The organism is Rhodococcus sp. NPDC079359, assembly GCF_040702585.1.
Lineage (GTDB): Bacteria > Actinomycetota > Actinomycetes > Mycobacteriales > Mycobacteriaceae > Rhodococcoides.
In genome coordinates this window covers 88,920-110,523 of the sequence record NZ_JBFBLH010000007.1, presented here as the reverse complement: position 1 = coordinate 110,523, position 21,604 = coordinate 88,920, and the positions used below count along the sequence as shown (strand labels likewise).

Sequence of the window (21,604 nt, the reverse complement as noted above, 5' to 3'; positions counted from 1 at the left end):
GGTCACGCGTGCGGGTGGCCGCCCAATGCCTCCGCGCACGCAACAAGATTGCGATGCAGCACTTCCCGCTCCTGCGCGGAGAGCGATTCGATCATGGTGCGTTCCACGTCTGCGACGGCGGCCGACGCTTGTCGTAGGCGTTCGATTCCCCGAGCCGTCACGTGCAGGCGTTGGTCTCGACCGGCGCCTTCGATCTCCACCAAGCCATCGCGCGTCAGCCCGGCCAGCAACTGATGGGTTGCCTGCCGGCTGACGAACACCGCGCGGGCGAGCTCTGCGTTGGACAGCCCCGGCTTGTGTGCGAGGAGTTCGAGGCTCGAATACTGCGAGACCGTGATGTCGAGTTCGCGGAGGCGGTCGTCCATCGCCGAACGCAGTGCGGAGGTGGCCCGCTTGAGGGCGTAACCGATCGAGGTGTCGAGGTCCACTTGACTCATGTCAACATCTTGACATACATTCCAGTCGTCAAGAACTTGACGAACATCCCGAAAGGACCCCACATGACCACAGCTACCGTTTCCGGACCGAGCTTCCTCTCTCTGCAAGTACGCGACCTCGCCGTCAGCGCAGACTTCTACGAAAGCCGGCTCGGTCTGGTCCGCGCTCCCCAGGCACCCCCGGGAGCGGTGGTGTTCACAACCTCACCCATCCCGTTCGCCGTCCGAAACCCGGCTCCCGGAACCGATCTCGACAGCGGGCAGGCAGGACTGGGGGTAGCCCTGTGGCTCTCCTGCGACGACGCCGAGGCGTTGCACGAGTCACTGGTCGCCGCCGACGTGCCCATCCTGACAGCACCCTTCGACGGCCCCTTCGGTAAGACCTTCGTCCTGTCCGACCCGGACGGATACGCGGTCACCGTGCACAGCAGTTAGTTCCGAAAGAACTATTGCGAAATACTTCTTTCGGGTTATGGTTGTCGTATGACCCCACCACCTCAGGATCGGACGCCACGGAAGCTGACGGACATGTCCGAGCTGAAGGCGCTGACGCATCCCATCCGGCTGCGACTGCTCTATGCGTTGCGCGCCAACAAGTCCATGACAGCGACCCAGCTCGGCGATCTGGTGGACGAGTCACCCGCCTCGGTGAGCTATCACCTGCGGAAACTCGCCGAGCACGGGTTCGTGAAGGAGGTCGAGAACGGATCGGACAAACGTCAGCGCTGGTGGTCGGAGGCCAACGAGAACGGGTTCAGCTGGTCCGAGAACGACTTTGCGGACTCACCCGAATCGCTACAGGTTGCGAAAGCATCCAAGGACTCCTGGTTGGCACACCAGTGGTCGCGTCTGCGCAACTTCGATCGAACATCCGAATCCTGGGGTCCGGAGTGGGTATCGGCTGCCTTCAGCACCGACAACGTCCTGCGACTGACCGCGAGCGAAACCGCCGAGATGGACGTGGAATTACGTGCCGTCGTGGACAGGTGGCGTCGACATGGGGAAGCCGCGACCTCGGGGGACCGCGAACACGTCATGGTTCTGATGCACGGATTCCCCACGACACCATAGGAGTTGGCATGTATCCGTTCGATCCGCACACGTACCTGTTCATCGCCCGGCACGATCGCGAGTTGCATGCGCTTCGAGCCGAGCGCCGCAGACTGGCTGCTGCCCAGAAACGCCTGCGCCGCGACGAACTTCGCGTTCAGCGCGCATGGGACCAGTTGACGGCGTCGCTCGCCGACGTCTCCGTATCCGAGCAACGGGTGCTCGAACTGGCTCGCCGGTGATCGAAGCCGTTCAGTCGAGCTGCTTTTCGAGCCACACTTCGGCATAGGGTTCATCGTTGAACTCGGGCACCTCGCGGTAGCCGAGCTTGGCGTACAGCCCAAGCGCCTCGACCAAGTCTGCCCGGGTGTCCAAACGAATCCTCTTCCGTTGCGACTGTTGGACGAACCCTTCGAGGAACTCGATCATCGATGCTCCGAGGCCGTTTCCGCGGGCTCCGGCATCGACGAAGACCCTGGTCAGTTCTGCGACATCGGCGGAAACGAACCGCACACCCCCACAACCGACTACCTCGACGCCGACGTACGCGACAACGAACAGGCCCGAGTCACCCGTGAGGTCGTCGCTCGGCTCGTCGACCATGACTCGGCGCACTTCCTCGTCCGACGCCTCGCGGCCGTAGAAGCGACCGACGATATCGACGTTGTAGCGGTACAGAATGTCGAGTGCGGGCTCCGAGGACGGATGAACGACGGCGAACGTCGCCGATACTCCCACTACTTCGCGGCAGCCCGCTTGGCGAGTACCTTCGAGATCCCCAGCTGCGCAGCGACGATGATGCCGCCCACGATCGCGCCGATGATCGCCGACGCGAGGGTGTTGACGATCCATGCCAGCACTCCGCCGATGCCGGCCACGCCGCGCACTGCGTCCTCGCCGTGGTGCACGAGTTCGTAGATCGGATGGAATCCGAGCTCGTCGATACCGACGAGCAGGATGTGTCCGCCGACCCACAGCATCGCCGCGGTGCCGACGACCGAGAGCACCGACATGACCTTCGGCATGCCCTTGACCAAGCCTCGGCCGAACTTCTCCACGAATCCGGTGGAGCCGTCGGCCAGTTTCAGACCGATGTCGTCCATCTTCACGATGAGCGCGACGACTCCGTACACGACGATCGTGATGACAACGGCGACAACCGCCAGGATGATCAAGCGGCTCCAAAAGTCCTCTGCAGCAATGGTGTCCAGCGCGATGACCATGATCTCGGCGGACAGAATCAGATCGGTGCGCACTGCGCCGGAGACAACGGTGTCCTCGTCGCGCGGCTCGTCCTCGGCTGCGGCGTGATGGTCGCCGTGGCCGAACAGCGCACCCCAGATCTTGTGCGCGGCCTCATAGCTGAGGTAGCAGCCGCCGAGCATCAGAATGGGGGTGAGCAGCCACGGCAGGAACTGACTGAGCAACAAGGCGATCGGCAGAATGATCAGCAGCTTGTTGCGCAGTGAGCCCACGGCGATGCGCTTGATGATGGGCAGTTCACGTTCGGCTGCGAGACCGCGAACGTACTGCGGCGTCACTGCTGCGTCGTCGATCACGACGCCGGCGGCCTTGGCCGTCGCCTTGCCTGTCGCCGCACCGACATCGTCGATGGACGCAGCTGCCAGACGCGCCAGCGCTGCCACGTCGTCGAGCAGGGCTACGAGTCCGCCGGCCATCACAAACCTCCGCGTCGATACGAGAACACCACTGGGCTCCTCATGATGCGAGCCCTTGGAACCCTACCGTCCGCAGGTGGTCTGTGATCGCCGTCCGGCCCCTCCTTGTCGGTGGCTACGCGATCTTGCGCTCCTCCTCGACCTCGACGACCTTCGCAGGCGGCAATCCGATGCTCGGGTCGTGTCCTCGGAAATTCTTCAACCACCAGCTCCAGTCCTCGGGCACCAGCGAGAACGGGTCACCATGGCCGAGCTCGCGTGCAGCCCACACCGGCCAGTGCGGGTTGGCCAGCGCCGGACGACCGAGCAACACCACGTCGATCTTGCCGTCGCGGATCACGGCGTCCGCATTTTCCGGAACACCGAGGTTCCAGCTGCACGTCACCGGAATATCCAGCTCACGCTTTACCCGCGCGGCGCGCTCGACCATGAACCCCATGTCGCCGAACGGTGGGTCCACCATGTCGTCGGTGTTGAAGCCGAGGCTGACATCCGCCATGTCGAGGCCGTGTTCCTTCATCCATCCGATGGCGATCATGGATTCGTCGAACTGAACTCCGTCGGGGTGATGGTCGTCCGAGCCCAATCGCATGGTGAGCGGATACTTCTCGGGCCACACCTCACGCACCGCGTCGAGTGCCTCGAGGTGGAACCGTGCCCGGTTCTCCAGGCTTCCGCCGTACTGGTCGGTGCGCTGGTTCGCCAGCGGGGAGAAGAAGCTGGCACCGAGATAACCATGGGCGTAGTGCATTTCGAGCCACTCGTACCCGGCTTCCGCAGCACGAACAGCTGCGTCGGCGTAGCTCTGATGGATCGCCTTGATCTCGGGCACGGTGAGTTCGTGGACGGGGAACGAGTGGTCGCCGCCGTAGGGAATCGCCGATGGCGCAACACACTCCCATCCGTCGGGATGTTCTGCCGGAAGCTGGTGTCCGCCCTGCCACGGTGGCACTTCACTGCCCTTGCGTCCGGTGTGGCCCAGCTGAATCGCCGGAACCGATCCCATCTGCTTGATCATCGCCGTCACGCGAGCGTGACCCTCGATCTGATCGTCGTCGTAGATCCCGGCGCACCCGGGAGTGGTGCGTCCGTCGGGCGTGATCGCAACCTGCTCCGGGAACACCATCCCGAAGCCGCCTGCCGCACGCGCACCGAGATACATGAGGTGGAAGTCGTTCATCTTCCCGTCGACGGCGCGGTACATCGTCATCGGCGACATGGCGATGCGGTTTCGAAGCGTGACGCCTTTGAGCGTGAACGGACTGAAGAGATCGGGCATGGCAGTGGTCCTTTCCTCGGTAGAACCACCTCATCACCTGGCACGTTTCGACCGACTACACCGGTGGTGCAAATCGGTGACGGTTTTCTCACCGTCCAACTCACCTGACTGTGAGGGCCGGTGTGCGGCTTCCTGTACGCACACCGGTCCAAGGTCGATCTTCACTGCCGGTAAGAGCTCATGAAGTTGCCCAGCCGCTCGAGTGCCGTTGCGAGGTCGTCCACGTTGGGCAGTGTCACCAGTCGGAAGTGATCGGGCACATCCCAATTGAACGCGCGGCCGTGGCTGACGAGAATTTTTTCGGACTCCAGTAGGTCGAGTACGAATTTCTCGTCGTCGACGATGCCGAAGCGTTCGGTGTCGAGTTTGGGGAACATGTACAGCGCACCCGCTGCCTGCACGCAGCTGATTCCGTCGATGGAGTTGAGCATGCGATGCGCCAGATCGCGCTGCGCGGTCAGCCTGCCCGCCGGAAGTAGGAGATCCTCGATCGACTGCCGACCGCCGAGCGCGGTCTGTATCGCGTGCTGCGCCGGGACATTCGCACACATGCGCATATTGGACAGCAGGGTGATGCCCTCGATGAAACTCGCCGCGCGCCGACGCGGGCCCGTGATCGCCAGCCACCCGGCACGAAATCCACACACTCGGTACGCTTTCGACAGACCCGAATAGGTCAGGCACAGAACATCTTTGCCCGTCAGAGTGGCGAGATTGATCATCTCCGCACCGTCGTAGACGATCTTCTCGTAGATCTCGTCGGCCAGCAGAATGAGATCGTGCTTCCGCGCCAGGTCGACGAATCGCTCCAGTGCCTCACGCGGATACACCGCTCCCGTGGGGTTGTTGGGATTGATCACCACGATCGCACGGGTGCGGGGGGTGATCTTGGCTTCGAGGTCCTCGAAGTCCGGGGCCCAGTCCTGGCTTTCGTCGGCCAGATAGTGGACGGGTACGCCCCCGGCGAGAGCCACCGAGCCCGTCCACAACGGATAGTCGGGCGACGGGATCAGGATTTCGTCTTCCGGGTTGCACAGCGCCTGCATCGTCATCGTGATCAATTCCGATACCCCGTTGCCGAGGTAGACGTCGCCCACGTCGAGATCGGTCAGGCCTTTGGTCTGGTAGTACTGAACCACCGCGGTGCGGGCAGAGAACAGGCCCCGGGAATCCGAATAACCCTGTGCGGTAGGGAGGTTGCGGATCATCGCCATCATGATCTCGTCCGGTGCCTCGAAACCGAACGGGGCAGGATTGCCGACGTTGAGCCGCAGGATCGCGTGCCCCTGCTCCTCGAGTTCTTCGGTCTTGTCCAGAATGCGTCCACGAATGTCGTACCGCACGTTCTCGAGCTTGCGCGCTTGATCGATCGATTTCGTCATTTCGAAAACTCCTCCTGCCGAACGGTCGGCGACATCCGGGTCCGGACCGCCACTGTTGCACACACGATGACCGCCGCTCCACCCACGAGCACCGGCCAGGTCAAGCCCTCGCGCAGGATGATCGCGGCCCAGCAGATGGTGAGCACAGGTTGGATCAACTGGACCTGGCTGACGCTGGACATCGGACCGATCGCCAGTCCCCGGTACCAAGCGAAGAACCCCAGGTACATACTCACCACCGCCAGGTACCCGAAGGCTGTCCACTCGGGCGCACCGGCTGTCGAGGGTTGCTGCCACCACGCGAACGCGGCCGATGCGCCGGTGAACGGTACGGACACGACCAGCGCCCACGACACCGTCTGCCACGCGCCTAGTTCTCGCGACAACAGGCCGCCCTCGGCGTATCCCACCGCCGCGGCGACCACTGCTCCGAGCAGCAGCAGATCCGACCACTGGACACCCGTCGACTGCCCGCCCTGCAGAGCAGCGAATCCGACTGCGACGGCAGCGCCCACGCCTGCGACCAACCAGAACATCGGCCGCACGGATTGCCGTTCGCGGACGACAGCGACGACGGCGGTGGCGGCCGGCAGCAATGCGATGACAACGGCGCTGTGCCCGGCCGATGCAGTGGTGAGGGCGTACGAGGTGAGCACCGGAAAGCCGATGACGACACCGGCCGCGATCACCGCGAGCCGCATCCACTGCCGCCCCTGAGGGAGCCGTTGCCCAGTAGCGGCGAGCGCTACCGCAGCCAATGCGGCGGCGACCAGAGCGCGTCCAGTTCCGACGAAAAGCGGGGACAGGCCCCCGGTGACGGCGACGCGGGTCAGCGGCACCGTGAACGAGAACGCCGTGACGCCTGCCAGGCCCCAGAGCAGTCCGGCGCGGGATAGCAGACCCGCCCCAGACCGAGTAGCGCTACTATGCTGTGTCATGTCCGACGATAGCAGTTCCCGGATCGTGTCTGCACTGAGAATATGGATTGCGACTGCGCCACCGGAAGCCCGGCTGCCGTCCACCCGCGCCCTGGTCGCCGAACATTCGGCAAGCCCGGTCACGGTTCAGAAGGCTCTCCGTACGCTCATCGCGCAGGGCGTCATCGAAAGCCGGCCTGGCGTCGGCACATTCGTCAAGACGGTGCGCACAGCGCGCCCCAACGATTACGGGTGGCAGACTGCGGCTCTGGGAGCGCCGGACAATCGACTGCAACTCCCGGCGGCTCTGCAGTCGACGTCGAGCGACGTGATCGCTCTGCATTCTGGCTACCCGGCTCGAGAGTTGTTGCCGGAAAGGCTTGTTCACGCCGCCTTCACCCGCGCCTCGCGCACCGACGCGGTGATCGCCCGACCGCCCACCGCGGGTCTGCCGGAACTGCGGGCATGGTTCGCCGCCGAGTTGGGGGCGTCGACACCGTTGGGCATCACGCCACCGTCGGCCAGTGACGTCGTCATCATCCCCGGCAGCCAGACCGGACTCAGCACGGCATTTCGGGCGCTCGTCGGAGCCGGTCGGCCGTTACTCATGGAGTCCCCGACGTACTGGGGCGCGATCCTTGCTGCCACGCAGGCAGGTGTCCGCGTCGTACCGATACCCAGCGGCGTCGACGGTCCGGACCCCGACGCGCTTGCTCGGGCATTCGCGCACACCGGCGCTCGGGCGTTCTATGCCCAACCCACGTTCGCCAGCCCCACCGGGGCACAGTGGTCGCCCACATTGTCCGAGCAGGTCCTCGCCACTGTTCGACGCCACGGCGCGTTTCTGATCGAGGACGACTCGGCCCACGATTTCGGCATCACCGCGGAGCCGAGTCCGCTGGCCGCACGAGACGACGCCGGGCATGTCGTCTACCTTCGCTCACTCACCAAGACGGTGTCACCCTCGGTTCGCCTGGCAGGCCTGATCGCTCGCGGGCCCGCACACGAGCGCATCCTCGCCGATACGGGAGCCGAATCGATGTATGTCAGCGGGATTCTGCAAGCCGTGGCGCTCGATGTGGTCACGCAGCCTGCCTGGCGAACCCACCTGCGGCGGTTGCGTACTCAGCTGGCTTCGCGTCGAGACTTGTTGGCGAACAGCCTCATCGAGCTCGCACCGCGTGGACATCTCGACGCGGTGCCCCGAGGTGGACTCAATCTCTGGATGCGACTGAGCGACGACGCAGATCTGGAACGCATTGTGCGCGAATGTAAGTCGGCGGGCGTCATCGTCGGGGCCGGCGACGACTACTTCCCCGCCGAACCAACCGGAAAGTACCTTCGACTCAACTATGCGGGCCCCAACCCCGGGGAGTTCGCCGACGCGGCGCGCACGATCGGCTCGATCATCTGAGACCGTTGGAAGCATCGACGGCAAACGTCGACTTCCGACCCCACACGAACCAGACCAGGGGACCGAGGAACGGGAACGCCAGTACGACGAAGATCCACACTGCGCGACCGGCGACGGTGTAGTTCGGCGAGCCGATGATGCTGACCAACGCAGCAACGAACAGAACGACCGCGCCGAGCACTGCCACCAGAACGATGGTTCCCAAGCCCCACCCCAGCACCTGCTCGGTGGTGGACGGCTGCTGAGACAGAAGTGTTACGGCGTGCATGACGGTTCCTCCGATATAGCTGTTTCGTTGACCTGGACAACGTTACGAACCCGCAGGCCGCGCCACATCGGTCTGCGTGGGTATTTCGTCGTACATCTCGAGATGTACGACGCGGTCCGGGTCGGCCCCGTTGTTCAGTCGACCGAACGACACAAGCCTTTGGGGCACAGACAATTTGGCTCCGAACGATCATCCGAACAAGGGATATCCGACGCGGTTCCTTTGTGCCACCATCGCTGAGACGGACAGCCCGTCCAGTACTTTCGGTGGAGGAATTGTGTCGAGCAAGAGTGGAATTCGTAAGAACCTGGCGCGCCGTTCGGTGGCGGTGGCCCTGACCGCCGCAGCGTTCACATTGGCCGCGCCCGCGTCGGCCCTGGCCCAGCCCGAACTCGGCCCGATCGTCGACAGCGGCAGCGCCATCGTCGACAGTGGCAGTGCGATTCTCGACGGCGGGAACATCATCGACAACGGTGTACGCATTCTCGGAAGCGGAAGTGCCATAGCCGGCGGCATCCTCGGGATCGACACGGGTTCGGCGAACGGAGGCATCGCGACCCAGCAGTGCAACGCCTCGACTCTGTCGGGAGAAGAGGGCGTGACGGAGACCCTGCACGAGTTGGGTCGAACCGGACCGACGTCGTTCGTTCTCAGCTACGACACCGTCGACGTTCCCGATCAGATCGAGGTGTTCTACCAGGGCGCACTGATCCACAACACCGGCTATGTCGGCGGCAGCACCGGCGTCGGCTCGGTGGTGGTGGCAGTTCCGCCCGGCGCAGCAACCAACGTGCTGGTGCGCGTCACCGGACCGGCCAACACCGTCTGGACCTACACCGTGAGCTGCCCGGCCTGAGAGAGCTACCCACGACAGGCCCCTCCGGGCTACGTTGTCACTGAGCGACGTGACCTGGGGGGGAACTGTGCAGAACGTCAAGAACGACTACGCCGCGTGGATGGGACTGGGGCCGGGCGGACTTCCCGCGAACGTGGGCGGCTGGCTGATCACCACTGCCCTGAGGCCACTTGCTCGACGCGATCCACTGACGGTCGCCGGCACAGCGAGTCCTGGCCTGCACTGGCATCTCGAACCCCGATCCGGACAACGGCCGTCGATCGCGCCGCACCCCATTCCTCATCGCCAACTCACCGATCGAGGTACCCCTGCTTCGATCGAGCGTCTGACTGCCGCCGTCACCGAACACGCCGGATCGGAATTGCCGTTTCACATGGAGCGCAGTCGATTCGAGCGACGAGGCGACGCGCTGTACGTCTCGGACATCAATGCTGCCGCGCCGTGGATATCGCGAACTAAGGGCGAAGTTCTGCACCTACACGAGAGCGAAGGCTCGATGCACGTGGTGATGCAGCCGGACGATGCCCAGACCGTCATCTCCGCGGGGTGGGGTGAACTGCACCCCTTGGCCGGACGCCCGGTCCTCGGGCTACCCGAGACCTATGTCTTCCTCTACGCACCACGAGACTCCGACGACATCTACGGAATCGAACAGATCATTCGACGCGCGGTCTCCACCGCGAGGGCCTGACTCTGCACTCGAGCGGGGTACGGACAAAGTCGGCTGAACTCTGGGCAGAAGCTACCGAACATGTGACGATCGATGAATGACACTCGACGACATCGTGAACGTGGTCGCAAGCTTCGAGGGCACCGTGACGCAGCGCCCACGAGAGGGTGATGGAACTCCCGAACTTGCTTGGGGCGATGCGTTCTTCTACTACTCACCCGACGGGACGATCCCGACGACGCAGCCGTTCGCAACCATCGTGACCAAGAACTACCCGGGTGACGAGCTGTCCCAACTGAATAGGCCAGGCGCGTTCCGCGTCAATATCGTTGCAGGAAAGCAGCAATTCGAGGAGATCCTGGGAGTGCCGCCCCGTGAGGCGGCCCACGCACCCCAGGCCGACAGCGACGATGTCATCGCCGCCCACCCTCAGTACGGCACCGCCGGTTGGCTTTCGGTGGTCAACCCGTCAGCGCAGACCGAGACACACATTCGGGAACTACTGGACTCCGCCTACCACGTTGCCAAGAGCAGATACGAACGACGCCAGGGCTGATCACGCGAAGAAGTCGTCCATCGATCGGGACAGCCCTTCGACGTCCAGGCCGTTGACCCGATCGTGTTCGGCCACTGTGCCGTACTTGCGACGCTCTCCGCGCTCCACCCCGATTCCCAGCACCCGATGACGCACATCGGCCATGGCCCGATCGACCTGCAGCACAGACGTTCCCGCGAGATACGGCTCGACGATCATGATGTCCGGTGCCGTCAGCGTCTCTCGTAGAGTGGCACTGTCGAAGGGCCTGATCGACGACGCATGCAGCACCGTCAGGTCGCGCCCCGACGCCGCGGCCAGAACTCGGTCCGTCATCGGTCCGACGGAGATGACGGTTCCCGAATTACCCTGCTGCAGAACGGTGAACATCCCGTCGGACCGTCCGTACGGGCGATCGTTGCACACCCCGTCGAGCCTGATGTACACGCGATCGTCGGTGGCCGCCGCGCTGTGCAGCATCCACTCGACCTCGTCTATGTGACCGGGGATGTGGACGGTCCACTCGCCCAGCGTGTCGAGGAGTGCGACATCTCGCTGACCGAAATGTGTCTCGCCGCCCTGCGGCCATCCGTAGGACCCCCCGGAGCTCACCAGGATGGCACCGACGCCCTGGTGCCCCAGATCGAGCTTCACCTGCTCGAAGGGTCGCTCGATCAGAAACGGCGGGAAGGTATGCACGATCGGCCGCATTCCGGCCAGGGCCAGACCACCGGCGACACCGATCATCGCCTGCTCTCGAATCCCGACGTTGATCACCCGCGATCGAATATCGGGGGTGAGGTGTGGTTCGAGATATCCGACTCCGATCTCCGCCAGCACCAACGCTGTTCGCTCGTTCTGCGCCAACAATCGGGGCACCAGACTGTAGAAGTACTCGCGTTGATCCAGCGATGCACTCATCAGCTCTCCTTCTTTTCGACGTGAGCGACCACCACATGTGGACGGCCTGCGTGATCGGCGCGAAACGCCTGGCGAAGAGCACTGTGGTCTCGACCGTCGACGTCAGAGGTGAGCCACCCCTCGACGGCGAACCGCGAGGCGATGCCTCCGGGCCAACCCAGACCGGCAGAATCGTTGTCGATCACCACGGCGGTCAGATTGCCCAAATCGGACCGCGCAGCGAATTGGATGGCCTCCACATTGCTGCCCTCGTCGAGTTCCGCGTCGCCGATCAGCACGAAGACTCGGGCGATGCACTTCTGAATCCGCAGCGCGACAGCAGTTCCAGCGGCCAGCGCCAGACCATGACCGAGAGATCCGGATCCGATGTCGACCCCGGGAATGAGCGTGCGGTCCGGATGATTACCCAGCGGAGAGTGGTGGCTGCCGAACGACGCGAGCTCGGTGGGCGTCAAGAATCCACGTGCCGCTAGCACGGCGTAGTACGCCATCGGGCCATGCCCCTTGGACAGATAGAACCGATCACGATTCGGGTCATCGGGATTCGTAGGATCGAGCCGCAATATGTCGGAGTACAGCACCCACAGCACATCCAGCGTCGAAGTGGCACTGGTGCTGTGCTTTTCGTCGCCCGTCATCAATGTCATGAGTTGCGGCAACTCGCCGTAAGTCCTTTGCATGACCCCACCCTGCAACCTCGAGCGCACTCGAGGTCAAGAGCTCTGTGGGTGGTGCGGTGGGTGTCCAACGTTTGCGCTCCGAGGCGCTTTCCAGATTCTCGAGCGGAATCGTGGACACTGCGCGCACCACCGCCCGTAGTCTCCAGACATGCCGCGAACACACCTCGCTGTAGCGGGGACGTCCATCGACTGCACCGAGCCGGCAGAGCTGGCTCGCTTCTACCTCGCCCTACTCGGTGGAGAGCTGTTGTGGGAGAACCCGTCGAGCTCGGGCATACGCACGCAGGCAGGCCTGAATATCGTTGCGCAGAAAGTAGCGAACTACATTCCGCCCGTGTGGCCGTCGACGCCGATCGTGCACTTCGACCTGGACGCGGGAGGGGACCTCGCGGGATCTGTTTCCTACGCAGTCGAATGCGGAGCGACCGAGGCGGCGGACCAGCCTGACCCCCGTTGGCGCGTTCTCCTCGACCCCGCCGGCCACCCCTTCTGCATCACCACGGAGGTGTACGACGGTTGACTGGCGGTATCGAATTGCGACGCTGAGTCGTTGCCCATACCGGGGTGCGGTGACAGCATGAAAGGCATGAAGGCCAAAGAACGCCCCTGGAAGCGATACGGGCTTGCCGCGTTGCTGGCTGCGCTCGCGTTCATGACCATCAGCGACCTTGTGTCCGATCCTTCTGCCTGGAACTGGTCGAAGCTGGTTGTGCTGGCTGTAGCCGGTCCGTTCATCTGGTTCGGAGAGAGCCGACCCCGGACGTCCCCGGAGAAGATCGGGCCCGAGGCCGTACCCGCCGAGGATGTCGACGCGGTGGTCGCAGAATCCGGCAGAACTGTCCACGCCATCAAAGCGCTACGAGAGATGCATCCCGGTCTCGGACTGCTCGATGCGAAGAATCTCGTTCAACCGGGTCACTGACGGGGGAGAAGTCGATGCCATCGGTCAGCGGTACACGTGCCGTCCAGAATCCCGCCGAATTCATCGAGGCTGCGAAGCTGTTGATCGATTTCAATCGCGAGTACGACTACCCGGTGCCCGAGCCCGACTGGCTTGCAGCACATCTCGACACTCTGGTGAAGTCGGCCGACACCAGCGTGCTGACATTCGGGACTCCTGCCATCGGTGTTGCGGTACTGCGCTTTCGGACCGGCACGCTGAGCGCAGACCTCGAGGCCTACCTCGCCGAGTTCTACATCCAGCCCGGTCTTCGCGGGAAGGGCTACGGCACAACCTTTCTCGATGACGTCATCCAGCACGCGCGCGGCAGGGGTGCCACCTACATGGACCTCAATACCTCCGAGGACGACGAGGCGGCGCGACACGTATACGAAAAGCGTGGGTTCGACTGCCACGAAGGCCGCGGCGAGGGACCGAAGGCTCTCTACTACGAACTCGAACTGAACTGACGCAGGAGATGTAACCTGGCTATATGGTTAGCCGAGATAACAGCTCGACGTCGTTCGGGACCGTCGCCGACGTGTACGAATCTGCTCGCCCCGAGTACCCGTCGGCCGCGGTCGAATGGCTGCTGGAACCCGTTCTCGAGGTCGGCAGGCGTCCTCTTGTCGCCGACGTCGGAGCCGGCACCGGCAAGCTCACCCGCATCCTCGTCGCTGCAGGGTGCGATGCCGTCGCCGTCGACCCTGATCCCGCCATGCTCGACGCCCTGCGCGACGCAGTGCCCGGCGTTTCCGCCCACGTCGGCACTGCCGAGTCCCTCCCGTTGGAAGACGGAAGCGTGGATGCCGTTCTGCTCGGACAGGCCTGGCACTGGGTCGAGCCAGCGGCCGCGTCACGCGAGATCGGCCGGGTTCTTCGCCCGGGCGGCACCCTGGGACTGATCTGGAACCTTCGCGACGAATCGCAGCCGTGGGTTCGGCGACTGAACTCGGTGGTCTCGCGCGGTGGAGCCCTGACCATGTTCGACGACGGTCCACCGCCGATCGCAGAACCGTTCCATCAGCTCGACGAGGAGCGGTGGACGTGGTCGCGGACGGTGACTCGGTCCCAGTTGACCGACCTGGTTCGGTCGCGCAGCTTCTACATCACTGCCACCGCCGATGAGCGCAACCGCATCGACCAGGATCTCGCCGCACTGTTCGACGAACTGGGCCTGAACGGCTCGACGACGATCGACCTTCCCTACGTGACCAGAGCGTTCCGCACCACGATGCCGATCCGATGATGCTTCCCGCAACCCCGGAAGTCGCCACAGCCGAACAAAACGAATACGATTCCCAATAAGTGGGTCAGGTTCGAATGCGAGGAGCTACAACATGGCGTTTCCGATCATCGTCGCGAAGGCAGTATCGACGGTCGTAACAGGCGCAGTCGGCGTCGCCGCATACAACGGTGCCAAGAAGCTGTACGACAAGGCTCCCGTCCGCAAGGCTGCGGTATCGGCAACCGAACTCGGTCTCCGCGCCGCACGAAAAGCCGAAATCCACGCCGAATCAGCGCGTTTGGCTGTGTCCGATGTCGTTGCGGAGGCACGCGACCGACTCGGCGAAGAGGTACCGCCACCCTCGGCCACCGAAGCCGGCCACGGCCACTCGCACTGAGCGCGACAGCACGCCGACTATGACGACGCTCGTCGAACACTCGCTCGATGCGGCTCCCGACCGCGCGGATGGCATCGAAATCCTGTCCGACGCAGCCGGCCGCATGCGGCTCCACGTCGACTGGCTGCGGTCCAGTCCGGGTCGCGCGGTCGCCGTCGAAGACCACGTCGACAAGATTCGCGGCGTGCGGGCTGTCCACGCGTATCCCCGCACCGCATCGGTTGTGGTCTGGTACTCCCGCTCCCGCATCGACCGGGCCGAGTTGTTCGACGCAGTGAACGCCGGTCGCACCACCGACTGGGGACTCGTACCAGTCCGTAGCCCACGGTCTGCGGACGTCAACAACGGCGACGTCCTGCGCATGACCATCGGCGGGGCCGCGCTGGTCCTGCTCGGCTTCCGTCGCTATGCCTTCCGGCGGCCACCCATCCTCGGCCCCACCAGCCGTGTCGTAGCCACCGGAGCCACCATCTTCACCGGCTATCCATTCCTGAAGGGAGCGCTGCGCTCGCTGGCCGGAAACCGGTCCGCCGGCACCGACGCGCTCGTCAGCGCTGCCACTGTGGCAAGTCTCGTACTCCGCGAGAATGTCGTGGCCCTGACCGTGCTGTGGCTGCTCAACATCGGCGAATACCTGCAGGAGCTGACCCTCAAGCGCACTCGTCGGGCAATTTCCGATCTCCTGACCGGCACGCAGGACACCGCGTGGATCCGGCTACCCGACGGTTCCGAGATCTCCGTGGACGTCGATCGGCTGGAGATCGGCGACGAGGTCGTCGTGCACGATCACGTCGGTGTTCCGGTGGACGGGACCGTCGTCGACGGGGACGCGGTGGTCGACCAGTCGGCGATCACTGGTGAGACACTGCCGGTATCGATCATTGCAGGCGACCGCATCCATGCTGGATCCGTCGTGGTTCGTGGCCGCATCGTCATCCGCGCGTCTGCGGTGGGCCGCGATACGACGATCGGCCGCATCATTTCCCGTGTCGAGGAAGCGCAGGAAGACCGCGCCCCGATTCAGACTGTGGGAGAGAACTTCTCACGCCGGTTCGTACCCGCGTCGTTCATCCTGTCGGCCCTCACGCTCGTTGTCACCCGCGATGTCCGACGAGCGATGACCATGCTGCTCGTCGCATGCCCGTGCGCGGTGGGTTTGTCGACTCCGACGGCCATCAGCGCCGCTATCGGAAACGGTGCTCGCCGAGGCATTCTCATCAAGGGCGGATCGCATCTGGAACAAGCAGGCAGAGTCGATGCCTTCGTGTTCGACAAGACCGGAACCCTCACCGTCGGGCGTCCCGTCGTCACCAATGTCGTGTCGTTTCAGGACGATTGGGAACCGGAGCAGGTATTGGCGTACGCGGCCAGTTCCGAAATCCACTCTCGACATCCGTTGGCCGAGGCTGTGATTCGCAGCACCGAGGAACGCCATATCGTCATTCCTCCGCACGAGGAATGCGAGGTGCTCGTCGGTCTCGGCATGCGCACCGTCGCAGACGGCCGGACCTTGCTGCTGGGCAGTCCTTCGCTGCTGCGCAGCGAGAACGTCGACGTGTCCGAGTATGCAGCCGACTGGGTTTCGCGACTTCAGCGTCAGGCCGAGACCCCATTGCTGCTCGCAGTCGACGGGGTGTTGGTCGGGTTGATCAGCCTGCGCGACGAGGTCCGGTCGAATGCTCTTGAAGTATTGGACGCCCTTCGCGCCGACGGTGTGCAACGCATCGTCATGCTCACCGGAGATCACCCCGAGACCGCTGCGGCCGTAGCCTCCGAACTGGGCATTGCCGAGTGGCGAGCCGAGGTGATGCCCGACGACAAACTCGAAGCCGTCCGCAAGCTACAAGAAGAGGGCTACGTCGTCGCGATGGTCGGAGACGGCACCAACGACGCTCCCGCCCTCGCCGTCGCGGATATCGGAATCGCAATGGGCTTGGCGGGCACCGATGTTGCCGTCGAGACGGCCGATGTAGCGCTGGCCAGCGACGACCTGACACGGTTGCTCGACGTTCGCGATCTCGGCCGACATTCGGTGTCCGTCATCCGGCAGAACTACGGAATGTCGATCGCTGTGAATGCACTGGGCCTCGTGGTCAGCGCCGGCGGAGCACTGTCTCCGGTGCTCGCCGCGATTCTGCACAACGCATCCTCGGTCGCGGTGGTGGGCAATAGCTCACGACTGATCCGATACCGAATCTGATCAATAGCGCCCGAACGCGATCGAGGTACTCGACGAAGTCCGCTACTTCGCGCCGCGGAAGTACGGTTCGACCGTGCCCTTGAGCTTGACGAGCATGGGATTTCCGAAGCGATCCTTCGCGGTGGGGACTTCGACTCGCACCCAACCCTCGGTCACGTTGTATTCACGGACACTGGTCTTCTCGACGCCGTTGAAGCGAATACCCACGTCCCGCTGAAGAACTTCTTCGTTGTAGAAGGGGCTCCGCGGATCGATCGAGAGGTGATTCGGTGGAACGTCTGTGTTCTGGTCCTCGGGCATGGATCACTTTCGTCGAATGCGGCGTCAGGTGCTCGGTTGATTCACAGCGAGAATACGCGATCCCGCGCTGATGACCCCTAGCCCCGCGCCATGTCCACGAATCTGGACAGGTGAAGCTGGTGTGCCACGGTGATCGTCGCGGTCGGACCGTTACGGTGCTTGCCGAGAATCAAGTCGGCCTCACCGCCGCGGGGGTCGTCGCGCTCGATCGCGTCGGGGCGGTGCAGCAGAATCACCATGTCGGCGTCCTGCTCGAGTGAGCCGGACTCACGAAGGTCCGAGACCATCGGCTTCTTGTCGGTTCGCTGCTCAGGACCACGGTTCAGCTGGCAGACCGCGACCACCGGGCATTCGAGTTCCTTCGCCAACAGCTTGAGCTGACGCGAGAAGTCCGAGACCTCCTGCTGACGGGATTCGACCTTCTTGCCGGACGACATCAGCTGAAGGTAGTCCACCACAATGAGTTTCAGACCGTTGCGCTGTTTGAGGCGACGCGCCTTGGCTCGGATTTCCATCATCGTCAGGTTCGGAGAATCGTCGACGAACAACGGCGCTTCGCTGATCTCGCTCATTCGACGGGCCAGCTTGGTCCAGTCGTCGTCGGTCATCTTTCCCGAACGCATGTCGCCGAGCTTGATCTTCGCCTCGGCGGACAACAGGCGCATGACGATCTCGGTACGACTCATCTCCAGAGAGAAGATGACACTGGGCATGCCGTGCTTGATGGAGCACGAACGCATGAAATCCATACTTAGGGTAGACTTACCCACGCCAGGCCTCGCCGCGACGATGATCATCTGACCCGGGTGCAAGCCGTTGGTGATTTCGTCGAGTTCGGCGAATCCTGTTGGTACGCCCAAGGATATGCCGCCGCGGCTGGCGATGGAGTCGATTTCGTCCATCGTGGGCTGCAGGAGTTCCTCGAGGGGGAGGAAGTCCTCGGAGGTGCGGCGCTCGGTGACCTCGTAGACCTCGGCCTGCGCGCGGTCGACGACCTCGGCGACGTCCTGCCCGTCTGCTCCGGCGTAACCGAACTGCACGATGCGGGTGCCGGCCTGTACGAGCCGGCGCAGAATCGACTTCTCGGCGACGATCTCGGCGTAGTACCCGGCGTTGGCTGCCGTCGGCGTGGTCTGGGTGAGAGTGATCAGGTACGGCGGGCCGCCGATGCGCTTGAGCTCCCCGCGACGATCCAGCTCGGCCGATACGGTCACCGGGTCGGCAGGCTCACCGCGGCTGTAGAGGTCGAGGATCGCGTCGTACACGTTCTGATGGGCCGGCCGGTAGAAATCGCCGGGACGAAGCACCTCTAGCACGTCTGCGATGGCGTCCTTGCTCAGCAGCATGCCGCCCAGAACGGACTGTTCCGCGGCCATGTCCTGTGGGGGCTGGCGACCGAAATCCTCGCCGGGCCCCTCGCTGGACGAGGGGCCGGAGTAGTCGGACTGTCCTCGATCGTCCACAACTGCCACGCGAACCGGCCGTCCTCTCCCCATTGTCGTCGGCATCGTCGGCTATCACCCGGCGGTGCTGTGTAGCAAGTTCTACCCCCGGGCACCGACAAGCTTTTTCGGCACCGGATTCGCACTGTCTCGTCGCCGCTGCACGGCATCGAGAGAGACGCTGCACGGACGTTAAGCGCTATCGGCAGGAGTCACAACACGGCCTGTGGATGAACCTGTGCACGAAATGTGGATGGTCTTGAACAACCGTGTTGACCGTCTGGGGATAACCTGGGTATAACTTTCCGAGTTTCGGTCTTTTCGGCAGGTCAGGGCATGTACATAAAGTTTTCTTCCTGTGCATCGATTCTGGATCGGCGTGTCGGCCGAATTGACAGCTCGGGCGTGTTGAGTAAATACCAGGTGAACCCGGGGGTGAACCAGGTCACAGTGGCTGGGATGACTCACAGAAACAGACCAGTGTCCCGTTTGCGCGCGAAGGGCCCGATTCCACGCTCGGAATCGGGCCCCTCGATACTGTTGACGAAAGCTCAGCTACCGATCTCCTGCGGGCACATCGCCGGGTCCAGCACGGTGACCTCCTTGGTACCGATCTGAAGCACTCGTGCCGTGGGAATGTCGAAGAACAGTCCGGTGATGCGCAACCGCCCCTCGGCATTGGCTCGGCCGACGACCCGGTGACGGGTGAGCGTCTGCAACTGCACCGCCACGTTCACCATCGCGAGTTGGTCCGCCTCCCCGAAGCCGAGCTCTGCCGCCTGACGGCCCACCACGTGCCCGCTGCGGTACGCATCCAAGCTCGTCATGGCATGACCCAGCCATTCCGCCACCGACTCGTCCTCGGCGTTCTCCGGTCCACTCAGCACCGCCTTCATGGCACCGCAGCCCGAGTGTCCGCACACCACCACCGACGAGGTGCCCAGTTGATCGACACCGAAGGCCAGCGCTGCCTCCACCGAGCAGTCCTGCCCCTGGGCAGGCACGAGGTTGCCCATGTTTCGGACCGTGAACAGATCGCCAGGTCCGCTGCTGGTGATCGTGTTCGGCATCACGCGCGAATCCACGCAGCAGAGGAACAGCGTGTCGGGATCCTGAGACTCGGTCAAACCCTCGAGGTGCGGTCGAATATTGGGCGCGTGGGTGCGGTGATACTCGGCAACACCACTCAAGACCGCCCGCAGCGCGACAGGTGAATCATCCTGTGTTACATCGCTTTTCAGTTGCCATGCCCGCCACGGTGCCAACGAGCTGCGTACCGTCGCAGATCCCCCCTTGGGCGGCCCCTCGGCAGCAGCTGCCATCGACGCCGTGCCCACTTCCTCGACTCTCACCGTGCCGCCGCCGAGTTCGTGCTGACGGATCCACTCGTTCAGAGCGTCGTGCACCGCATGATCGAGGAAATCCACTCCCAGATGCACGGTGACGACGGTGCCTGCGGGGACGGTGGACAGTACGTGTGTCAATCGAGGGAGCGCAAGGAAACTCAACGACCCCTCGGTGGTGACGCGCCAGGTGCCGTCGACCGTCTCCTCTGCGCGAACCTTCGCCCACACCACACGGCGCAGCACGAGAACGATCGACAGTGCCAAACCGATCAGCACGCCCTCGAGCAAGTTGAGTGCCACCACGCCGACAACCGTCACTGCATAGACCGCGATGTCTCCGGTCTTGTTGGCGATCTTTATGTCTGCCAACTTGATCAGCTGCACACCGATCATCACCAGCAATCCGGCGAGTGCGGCGAACGGAACCAATTCGACGATCGAGATGAACAGCACCGAGAAGATCAGAATCCACACGCCGTGCAGAATCGCCGACGCACGGGACTTGGCACCGACCTTGACGTTGGTGGCACTGCGCACGATCACGCCGGTGATCGGCAGACCGCCGATGGCACCGGAGGCCATGTTGCCCGCGCCCTGCGCCATCAGTTCCCGGTCGAAGTTGGTGCGCTCACCGCTGTGCATCTTGTCGACGGCCACCGCGGAGAGCAGACTCTCGACGCTGGCGATCAACGCGATGGTGATGACGCCGGTCGCGAAGGCGCTCCACTGCCCGTCGGGCATGATCGGAAAGCTCAGCGATTCGATCAGGTTGCCGGGCAACTCGATTCGCTCGACATCCAGGGAGAAGAAGATCGAGACCGCAGTGGCGGTGACCACCGCGACCAGCGCAGCCGGCACCTTCGTGATCTTCGCCATCACGCCCGACACTCCAGCCAATCGCGGCCAGCCGAACATGAGCACGACCACGATTCCGCCGACGATGATCGACGGCCATTGGCCGTTGGCGACCGACGTGGGAATGGCGAGGACGTTCTGAACCGCGGAGCTTTCGGATTCACCGCCGAGAAGTACGTGAATCTGTTGCAGCGCAATGGTTATACCGATTCCGGCGAGCATGGCGTGCACCACCACGGGCGAGATCGCCAGCGCACTGCGCGCAATCCGGCTCATTCCCAGCAGGATCTGCACAGCACCGGCCAGCACCGTTATCGCGCACGTTACGCCCCAACCGAATTGGTTGACCAGCTCGGCAACCACCACGGTCAGTCCCGCAGCGGGCCCACTGACCTGCAACGGTGATCCGCCGAGTATGCCGGCGAGAATTCCGCCGACCACGGCGGCAATGAGGCCGGCCATGATCGGGGCACCGGAGGCGACGGCGATACCGATCGAAAGTGGTACTGCCACAAGGAAAACGACCAACGAGGCCGGTACGTCGTATTTCAGGATCGACCCGACGCGAGACTGCGGCTCGGGTCGGGCCTCGGGACTGGGGTCGGAATCGGGTTCCACGGTCGTGGTCACGGCAGCGTTCCTCCGGGCGTCTAGGCGTCAGGTCGGGTGGATCCAGTTGGTGATGATGTTCGATGTCGCCCCGCCTAAAGAGTACGCAAAGCTTTGCTCACGAACCTCCGAAGAGAGATGCTTCACAAATCGGAACCCATTGCGACAGTTGATCTTTGTGAGAAGACACGAAAAAGCC

Annotated in this window: 25 protein-coding genes; 13 read left to right on the top strand and 12 right to left on the bottom strand. The window is 63.6% G+C overall.

The features are described from left to right. Window positions 1-2: 2 nt before the first annotated feature. On the bottom strand, window positions 3-437 hold the full coding sequence (locus tag AB0362_RS17650; RefSeq protein ID WP_068049409.1) for a MarR family transcriptional regulator: 435 nt from the start codon (window positions 435-437) through the stop codon (window positions 3-5). Between the two features lie 63 nt (window positions 438-500). On the opposite strand from AB0362_RS17650, the gene AB0362_RS17645 reads away from it, so the two are divergent. The 3 genes from AB0362_RS17645 to AB0362_RS17635 are packed head-to-tail and all read left to right on the top strand — an operon-like array spanning window position 501 to window position 1,729. Further along, on the top strand, window positions 501-872 hold the full coding sequence (locus AB0362_RS17645) for a VOC family protein (RefSeq protein ID WP_366236002.1): 372 nt from the start codon (window positions 501-503) through the stop codon (window positions 870-872). Window positions 873-920: 48 nt separating this feature from the next. Continuing rightward, on the top strand, window positions 921-1,508 hold the full coding sequence (locus tag AB0362_RS17640; protein WP_366236001.1) for a helix-turn-helix domain-containing protein: 588 nt from the start codon (window positions 921-923) through the stop codon (window positions 1,506-1,508). An 8-nt stretch (window positions 1,509-1,516) separates the two neighbouring features. After that, a complete protein-coding gene (locus AB0362_RS17635) occupies window positions 1,517-1,729 on the top strand; it encodes a hypothetical protein (protein WP_366236000.1) in 213 nt (70 codons plus the stop codon). Window positions 1,730-1,739: 10 nt separating this feature from the next. Here AB0362_RS17635 and AB0362_RS17630 read toward each other — a convergent pair whose 3' ends face one another. The 5 genes from AB0362_RS17630 to AB0362_RS17610 form a co-directional block, all read right to left on the bottom strand. Continuing rightward, the gene (locus tag AB0362_RS17630; RefSeq protein WP_366235999.1) at window positions 1,740-2,225 is read right to left on the bottom strand and encodes a GNAT family N-acetyltransferase; all 486 of its coding nucleotides are present in this window, start codon (window positions 2,223-2,225) and stop codon (window positions 1,740-1,742) included. Beyond that, on the bottom strand, window positions 2,225-3,166 hold the full coding sequence (locus tag AB0362_RS17625; RefSeq protein WP_094638341.1) for a DUF808 domain-containing protein: 942 nt from the start codon (window positions 3,164-3,166) through the stop codon (window positions 2,225-2,227). Before AB0362_RS17625 ends, AB0362_RS17630 begins: the two co-directional genes overlap by 1 nt. Before the next feature lie 115 nt (window positions 3,167-3,281). Continuing rightward, window positions 3,282-4,445, bottom strand: a complete 1,164-nt coding sequence (locus AB0362_RS17620) for an NADH:flavin oxidoreductase/NADH oxidase (protein ID WP_366235998.1) — start codon at window positions 4,443-4,445, stop codon at window positions 3,282-3,284. Between the two features lie 161 nt (window positions 4,446-4,606). Beyond that, window positions 4,607-5,827 (bottom strand): pyridoxal phosphate-dependent aminotransferase, encoded by a 1,221-nt coding sequence (locus AB0362_RS17615; protein WP_149406755.1) that lies wholly within the window; start codon window positions 5,825-5,827, stop codon window positions 4,607-4,609. Beyond that, window positions 5,824-6,765: a DMT family transporter gene (locus tag AB0362_RS17610; protein ID WP_366235997.1), complete on the bottom strand. Its 942-nt coding sequence runs from the start codon at window positions 6,763-6,765 to the stop codon at window positions 5,824-5,826. Before AB0362_RS17610 ends, AB0362_RS17615 begins: the two co-directional genes overlap by 4 nt. On the opposite strand from AB0362_RS17610, the gene AB0362_RS17605 reads away from it, so the two are divergent. Next, a complete protein-coding gene (locus AB0362_RS17605; RefSeq protein WP_366235996.1) occupies window positions 6,764-8,158 on the top strand; it encodes a PLP-dependent aminotransferase family protein in 1,395 nt (464 codons plus the stop codon). The two genes, AB0362_RS17610 and AB0362_RS17605, sit on opposite strands and share 2 nt — an antisense overlap. Here the strand turns inward: AB0362_RS17605 and AB0362_RS17600 are convergent. Further along, the gene (locus tag AB0362_RS17600) at window positions 8,151-8,426 is read right to left on the bottom strand and encodes a PLD nuclease N-terminal domain-containing protein (RefSeq protein WP_149406752.1); all 276 of its coding nucleotides are present in this window, start codon (window positions 8,424-8,426) and stop codon (window positions 8,151-8,153) included. The genes AB0362_RS17605 and AB0362_RS17600 overlap by 8 nt on opposite strands. Before the next feature lie 277 nt (window positions 8,427-8,703). Between AB0362_RS17600 and AB0362_RS17595 the strand changes: the two genes are divergently transcribed. The 3 genes from AB0362_RS17595 (at window position 8,704) to AB0362_RS17585 (ending at window position 10,508) form a co-directional block, all read left to right on the top strand. Continuing rightward, window positions 8,704-9,282, top strand: a complete 579-nt coding sequence (locus AB0362_RS17595) for a hypothetical protein (RefSeq protein ID WP_366235995.1) — start codon at window positions 8,704-8,706, stop codon at window positions 9,280-9,282. A gap of 49 nt (window positions 9,283-9,331) precedes the next feature. Further along, a complete protein-coding gene (locus AB0362_RS17590) occupies window positions 9,332-9,973 on the top strand; it encodes a hypothetical protein (protein ID WP_366235994.1) in 642 nt (213 codons plus the stop codon). 76 nt (window positions 9,974-10,049) lie between these two features. Further along, complete coding sequence (locus AB0362_RS17585) at window positions 10,050-10,508, top strand: DUF6194 family protein (protein ID WP_366235993.1); 459 nt, start codon at window positions 10,050-10,052, stop codon at window positions 10,506-10,508. On the opposite strand, the gene AB0362_RS17580 is transcribed toward AB0362_RS17585, so the two are convergent. Next, window positions 10,509-11,408, bottom strand: a complete 900-nt coding sequence (locus AB0362_RS17580) for a transketolase (protein WP_366235992.1) — start codon at window positions 11,406-11,408, stop codon at window positions 10,509-10,511. Continuing rightward, complete coding sequence (locus AB0362_RS17575; protein WP_366235991.1) at window positions 11,408-12,088, bottom strand: transketolase; 681 nt, start codon at window positions 12,086-12,088, stop codon at window positions 11,408-11,410. Before AB0362_RS17575 ends, AB0362_RS17580 begins: the two co-directional genes overlap by 1 nt. Window positions 12,089-12,236: 148 nt before the next feature. Here AB0362_RS17575 and AB0362_RS17570 point away from each other — a divergent pair, with 148 nt between their 5' ends. From AB0362_RS17570 to AB0362_RS17545, 6 genes are all read left to right on the top strand, one after another. Continuing rightward, window positions 12,237-12,608, top strand: a complete 372-nt coding sequence (locus AB0362_RS17570; protein WP_366235990.1) for a VOC family protein — start codon at window positions 12,237-12,239, stop codon at window positions 12,606-12,608. Window positions 12,609-12,674: 66 nt separating this feature from the next. After that, window positions 12,675-13,010: a hypothetical protein gene (locus AB0362_RS17565; protein WP_366235989.1), complete on the top strand. Its 336-nt coding sequence runs from the start codon at window positions 12,675-12,677 to the stop codon at window positions 13,008-13,010. A gap of 14 nt (window positions 13,011-13,024) precedes the next feature. Beyond that, entirely contained in the window at window positions 13,025-13,498 is a 474-nt protein-coding gene (locus tag AB0362_RS17560) for a GNAT family N-acetyltransferase (RefSeq protein ID WP_366235988.1), read from the top strand. 23 nt (window positions 13,499-13,521) lie between these two features. Then, on the top strand, window positions 13,522-14,277 hold the full coding sequence (locus AB0362_RS17555) for a class I SAM-dependent methyltransferase (RefSeq protein ID WP_366235987.1): 756 nt from the start codon (window positions 13,522-13,524) through the stop codon (window positions 14,275-14,277). Between the two features lie 91 nt (window positions 14,278-14,368). Beyond that, window positions 14,369-14,653, top strand: a complete 285-nt coding sequence (locus tag AB0362_RS17550) for a DUF1490 family protein (protein ID WP_366235986.1) — start codon at window positions 14,369-14,371, stop codon at window positions 14,651-14,653. 19 nt (window positions 14,654-14,672) lie between these two features. Next, a complete protein-coding gene (locus AB0362_RS17545) occupies window positions 14,673-16,853 on the top strand; it encodes a cation-translocating P-type ATPase (RefSeq protein WP_366235985.1) in 2,181 nt (726 codons plus the stop codon). A gap of 42 nt (window positions 16,854-16,895) precedes the next feature. Here the strand turns inward: AB0362_RS17545 and AB0362_RS17540 are convergent, their stop codons facing one another. From AB0362_RS17540 to AB0362_RS17530, 3 genes are all read right to left on the bottom strand, one after another. Further along, a complete protein-coding gene (locus AB0362_RS17540; protein WP_366235984.1) occupies window positions 16,896-17,153 on the bottom strand; it encodes a DUF3297 family protein in 258 nt (85 codons plus the stop codon). A 77-nt stretch (window positions 17,154-17,230) separates the two neighbouring features. Then, entirely contained in the window at window positions 17,231-18,625 is a 1,395-nt protein-coding gene (gene dnaB, locus AB0362_RS17535; protein WP_032396923.1) for a replicative DNA helicase, read from the bottom strand. Between the two features lie 521 nt (window positions 18,626-19,146). Beyond that, window positions 19,147-21,426 (bottom strand): bifunctional SulP family inorganic anion transporter/carbonic anhydrase, encoded by a 2,280-nt coding sequence (locus AB0362_RS17530; RefSeq protein ID WP_366235983.1) that lies wholly within the window; start codon window positions 21,424-21,426, stop codon window positions 19,147-19,149. Window positions 21,427-21,604: the final 178 nt, after the last annotated feature.

What these genes read in the sequence shown, in the direction of transcription:
- AB0362_RS17605 (WP_366235996.1), top strand. Translation starts at nt 6,764, where the DNA reads ATGTCCGACGATAGCAGTTCCCGGATCGTGTCTGCACTGAGAATATGG.
- AB0362_RS17540 (WP_366235984.1), bottom strand. Translation starts at nt 17,153, where the DNA reads ATGCCCGAGGACCAGAACACAGACGTTCCACCGAATCACCTCTCGATC.
- AB0362_RS17545 (WP_366235985.1), top strand. Translation starts at nt 14,673, where the DNA reads ATGACGACGCTCGTCGAACACTCGCTCGATGCGGCTCCCGACCGCGCG.
- AB0362_RS17550 (WP_366235986.1), top strand. Translation starts at nt 14,369, where the DNA reads ATGGCGTTTCCGATCATCGTCGCGAAGGCAGTATCGACGGTCGTAACA.
- AB0362_RS17645 (WP_366236002.1), top strand. Translation starts at nt 501, where the DNA reads ATGACCACAGCTACCGTTTCCGGACCGAGCTTCCTCTCTCTGCAAGTA.
- AB0362_RS17580 (WP_366235992.1), bottom strand. Translation starts at nt 11,408, where the DNA reads ATGAGTGCATCGCTGGATCAACGCGAGTACTTCTACAGTCTGGTGCCC.
- AB0362_RS17620 (WP_366235998.1), bottom strand. Translation starts at nt 4,445, where the DNA reads ATGCCCGATCTCTTCAGTCCGTTCACGCTCAAAGGCGTCACGCTTCGA.
- AB0362_RS17585 (WP_366235993.1), top strand. Translation starts at nt 10,050, where the DNA reads ATGACACTCGACGACATCGTGAACGTGGTCGCAAGCTTCGAGGGCACC.
- AB0362_RS17610 (WP_366235997.1), bottom strand. Translation starts at nt 6,765, where the DNA reads ATGACACAGCATAGTAGCGCTACTCGGTCTGGGGCGGGTCTGCTATCC.
- AB0362_RS17625 (WP_094638341.1), bottom strand. Translation starts at nt 3,166, where the DNA reads ATGGCCGGCGGACTCGTAGCCCTGCTCGACGACGTGGCAGCGCTGGCG.
- AB0362_RS17565 (WP_366235989.1), top strand. Translation starts at nt 12,675, where the DNA reads ATGAAGGCCAAAGAACGCCCCTGGAAGCGATACGGGCTTGCCGCGTTG.
- AB0362_RS17555 (WP_366235987.1), top strand. Translation starts at nt 13,522, where the DNA reads ATGGTTAGCCGAGATAACAGCTCGACGTCGTTCGGGACCGTCGCCGAC.
- AB0362_RS17560 (WP_366235988.1), top strand. Translation starts at nt 13,025, where the DNA reads ATGCCATCGGTCAGCGGTACACGTGCCGTCCAGAATCCCGCCGAATTC.
- AB0362_RS17635 (WP_366236000.1), top strand. Translation starts at nt 1,517, where the DNA reads ATGTATCCGTTCGATCCGCACACGTACCTGTTCATCGCCCGGCACGAT.
- AB0362_RS17575 (WP_366235991.1), bottom strand. Translation starts at nt 12,088, where the DNA reads ATGCAAAGGACTTACGGCGAGTTGCCGCAACTCATGACATTGATGACG.
- AB0362_RS17650 (WP_068049409.1), bottom strand. Translation starts at nt 437, where the DNA reads ATGAGTCAAGTGGACCTCGACACCTCGATCGGTTACGCCCTCAAGCGG.
- AB0362_RS17600 (WP_149406752.1), bottom strand. Translation starts at nt 8,426, where the DNA reads ATGCACGCCGTAACACTTCTGTCTCAGCAGCCGTCCACCACCGAGCAG.
- AB0362_RS17570 (WP_366235990.1), top strand. Translation starts at nt 12,237, where the DNA reads ATGCCGCGAACACACCTCGCTGTAGCGGGGACGTCCATCGACTGCACC.
- AB0362_RS17615 (WP_149406755.1), bottom strand. Translation starts at nt 5,827, where the DNA reads ATGACGAAATCGATCGATCAAGCGCGCAAGCTCGAGAACGTGCGGTAC.
- AB0362_RS17640 (WP_366236001.1), top strand. Translation starts at nt 921, where the DNA reads ATGACCCCACCACCTCAGGATCGGACGCCACGGAAGCTGACGGACATG.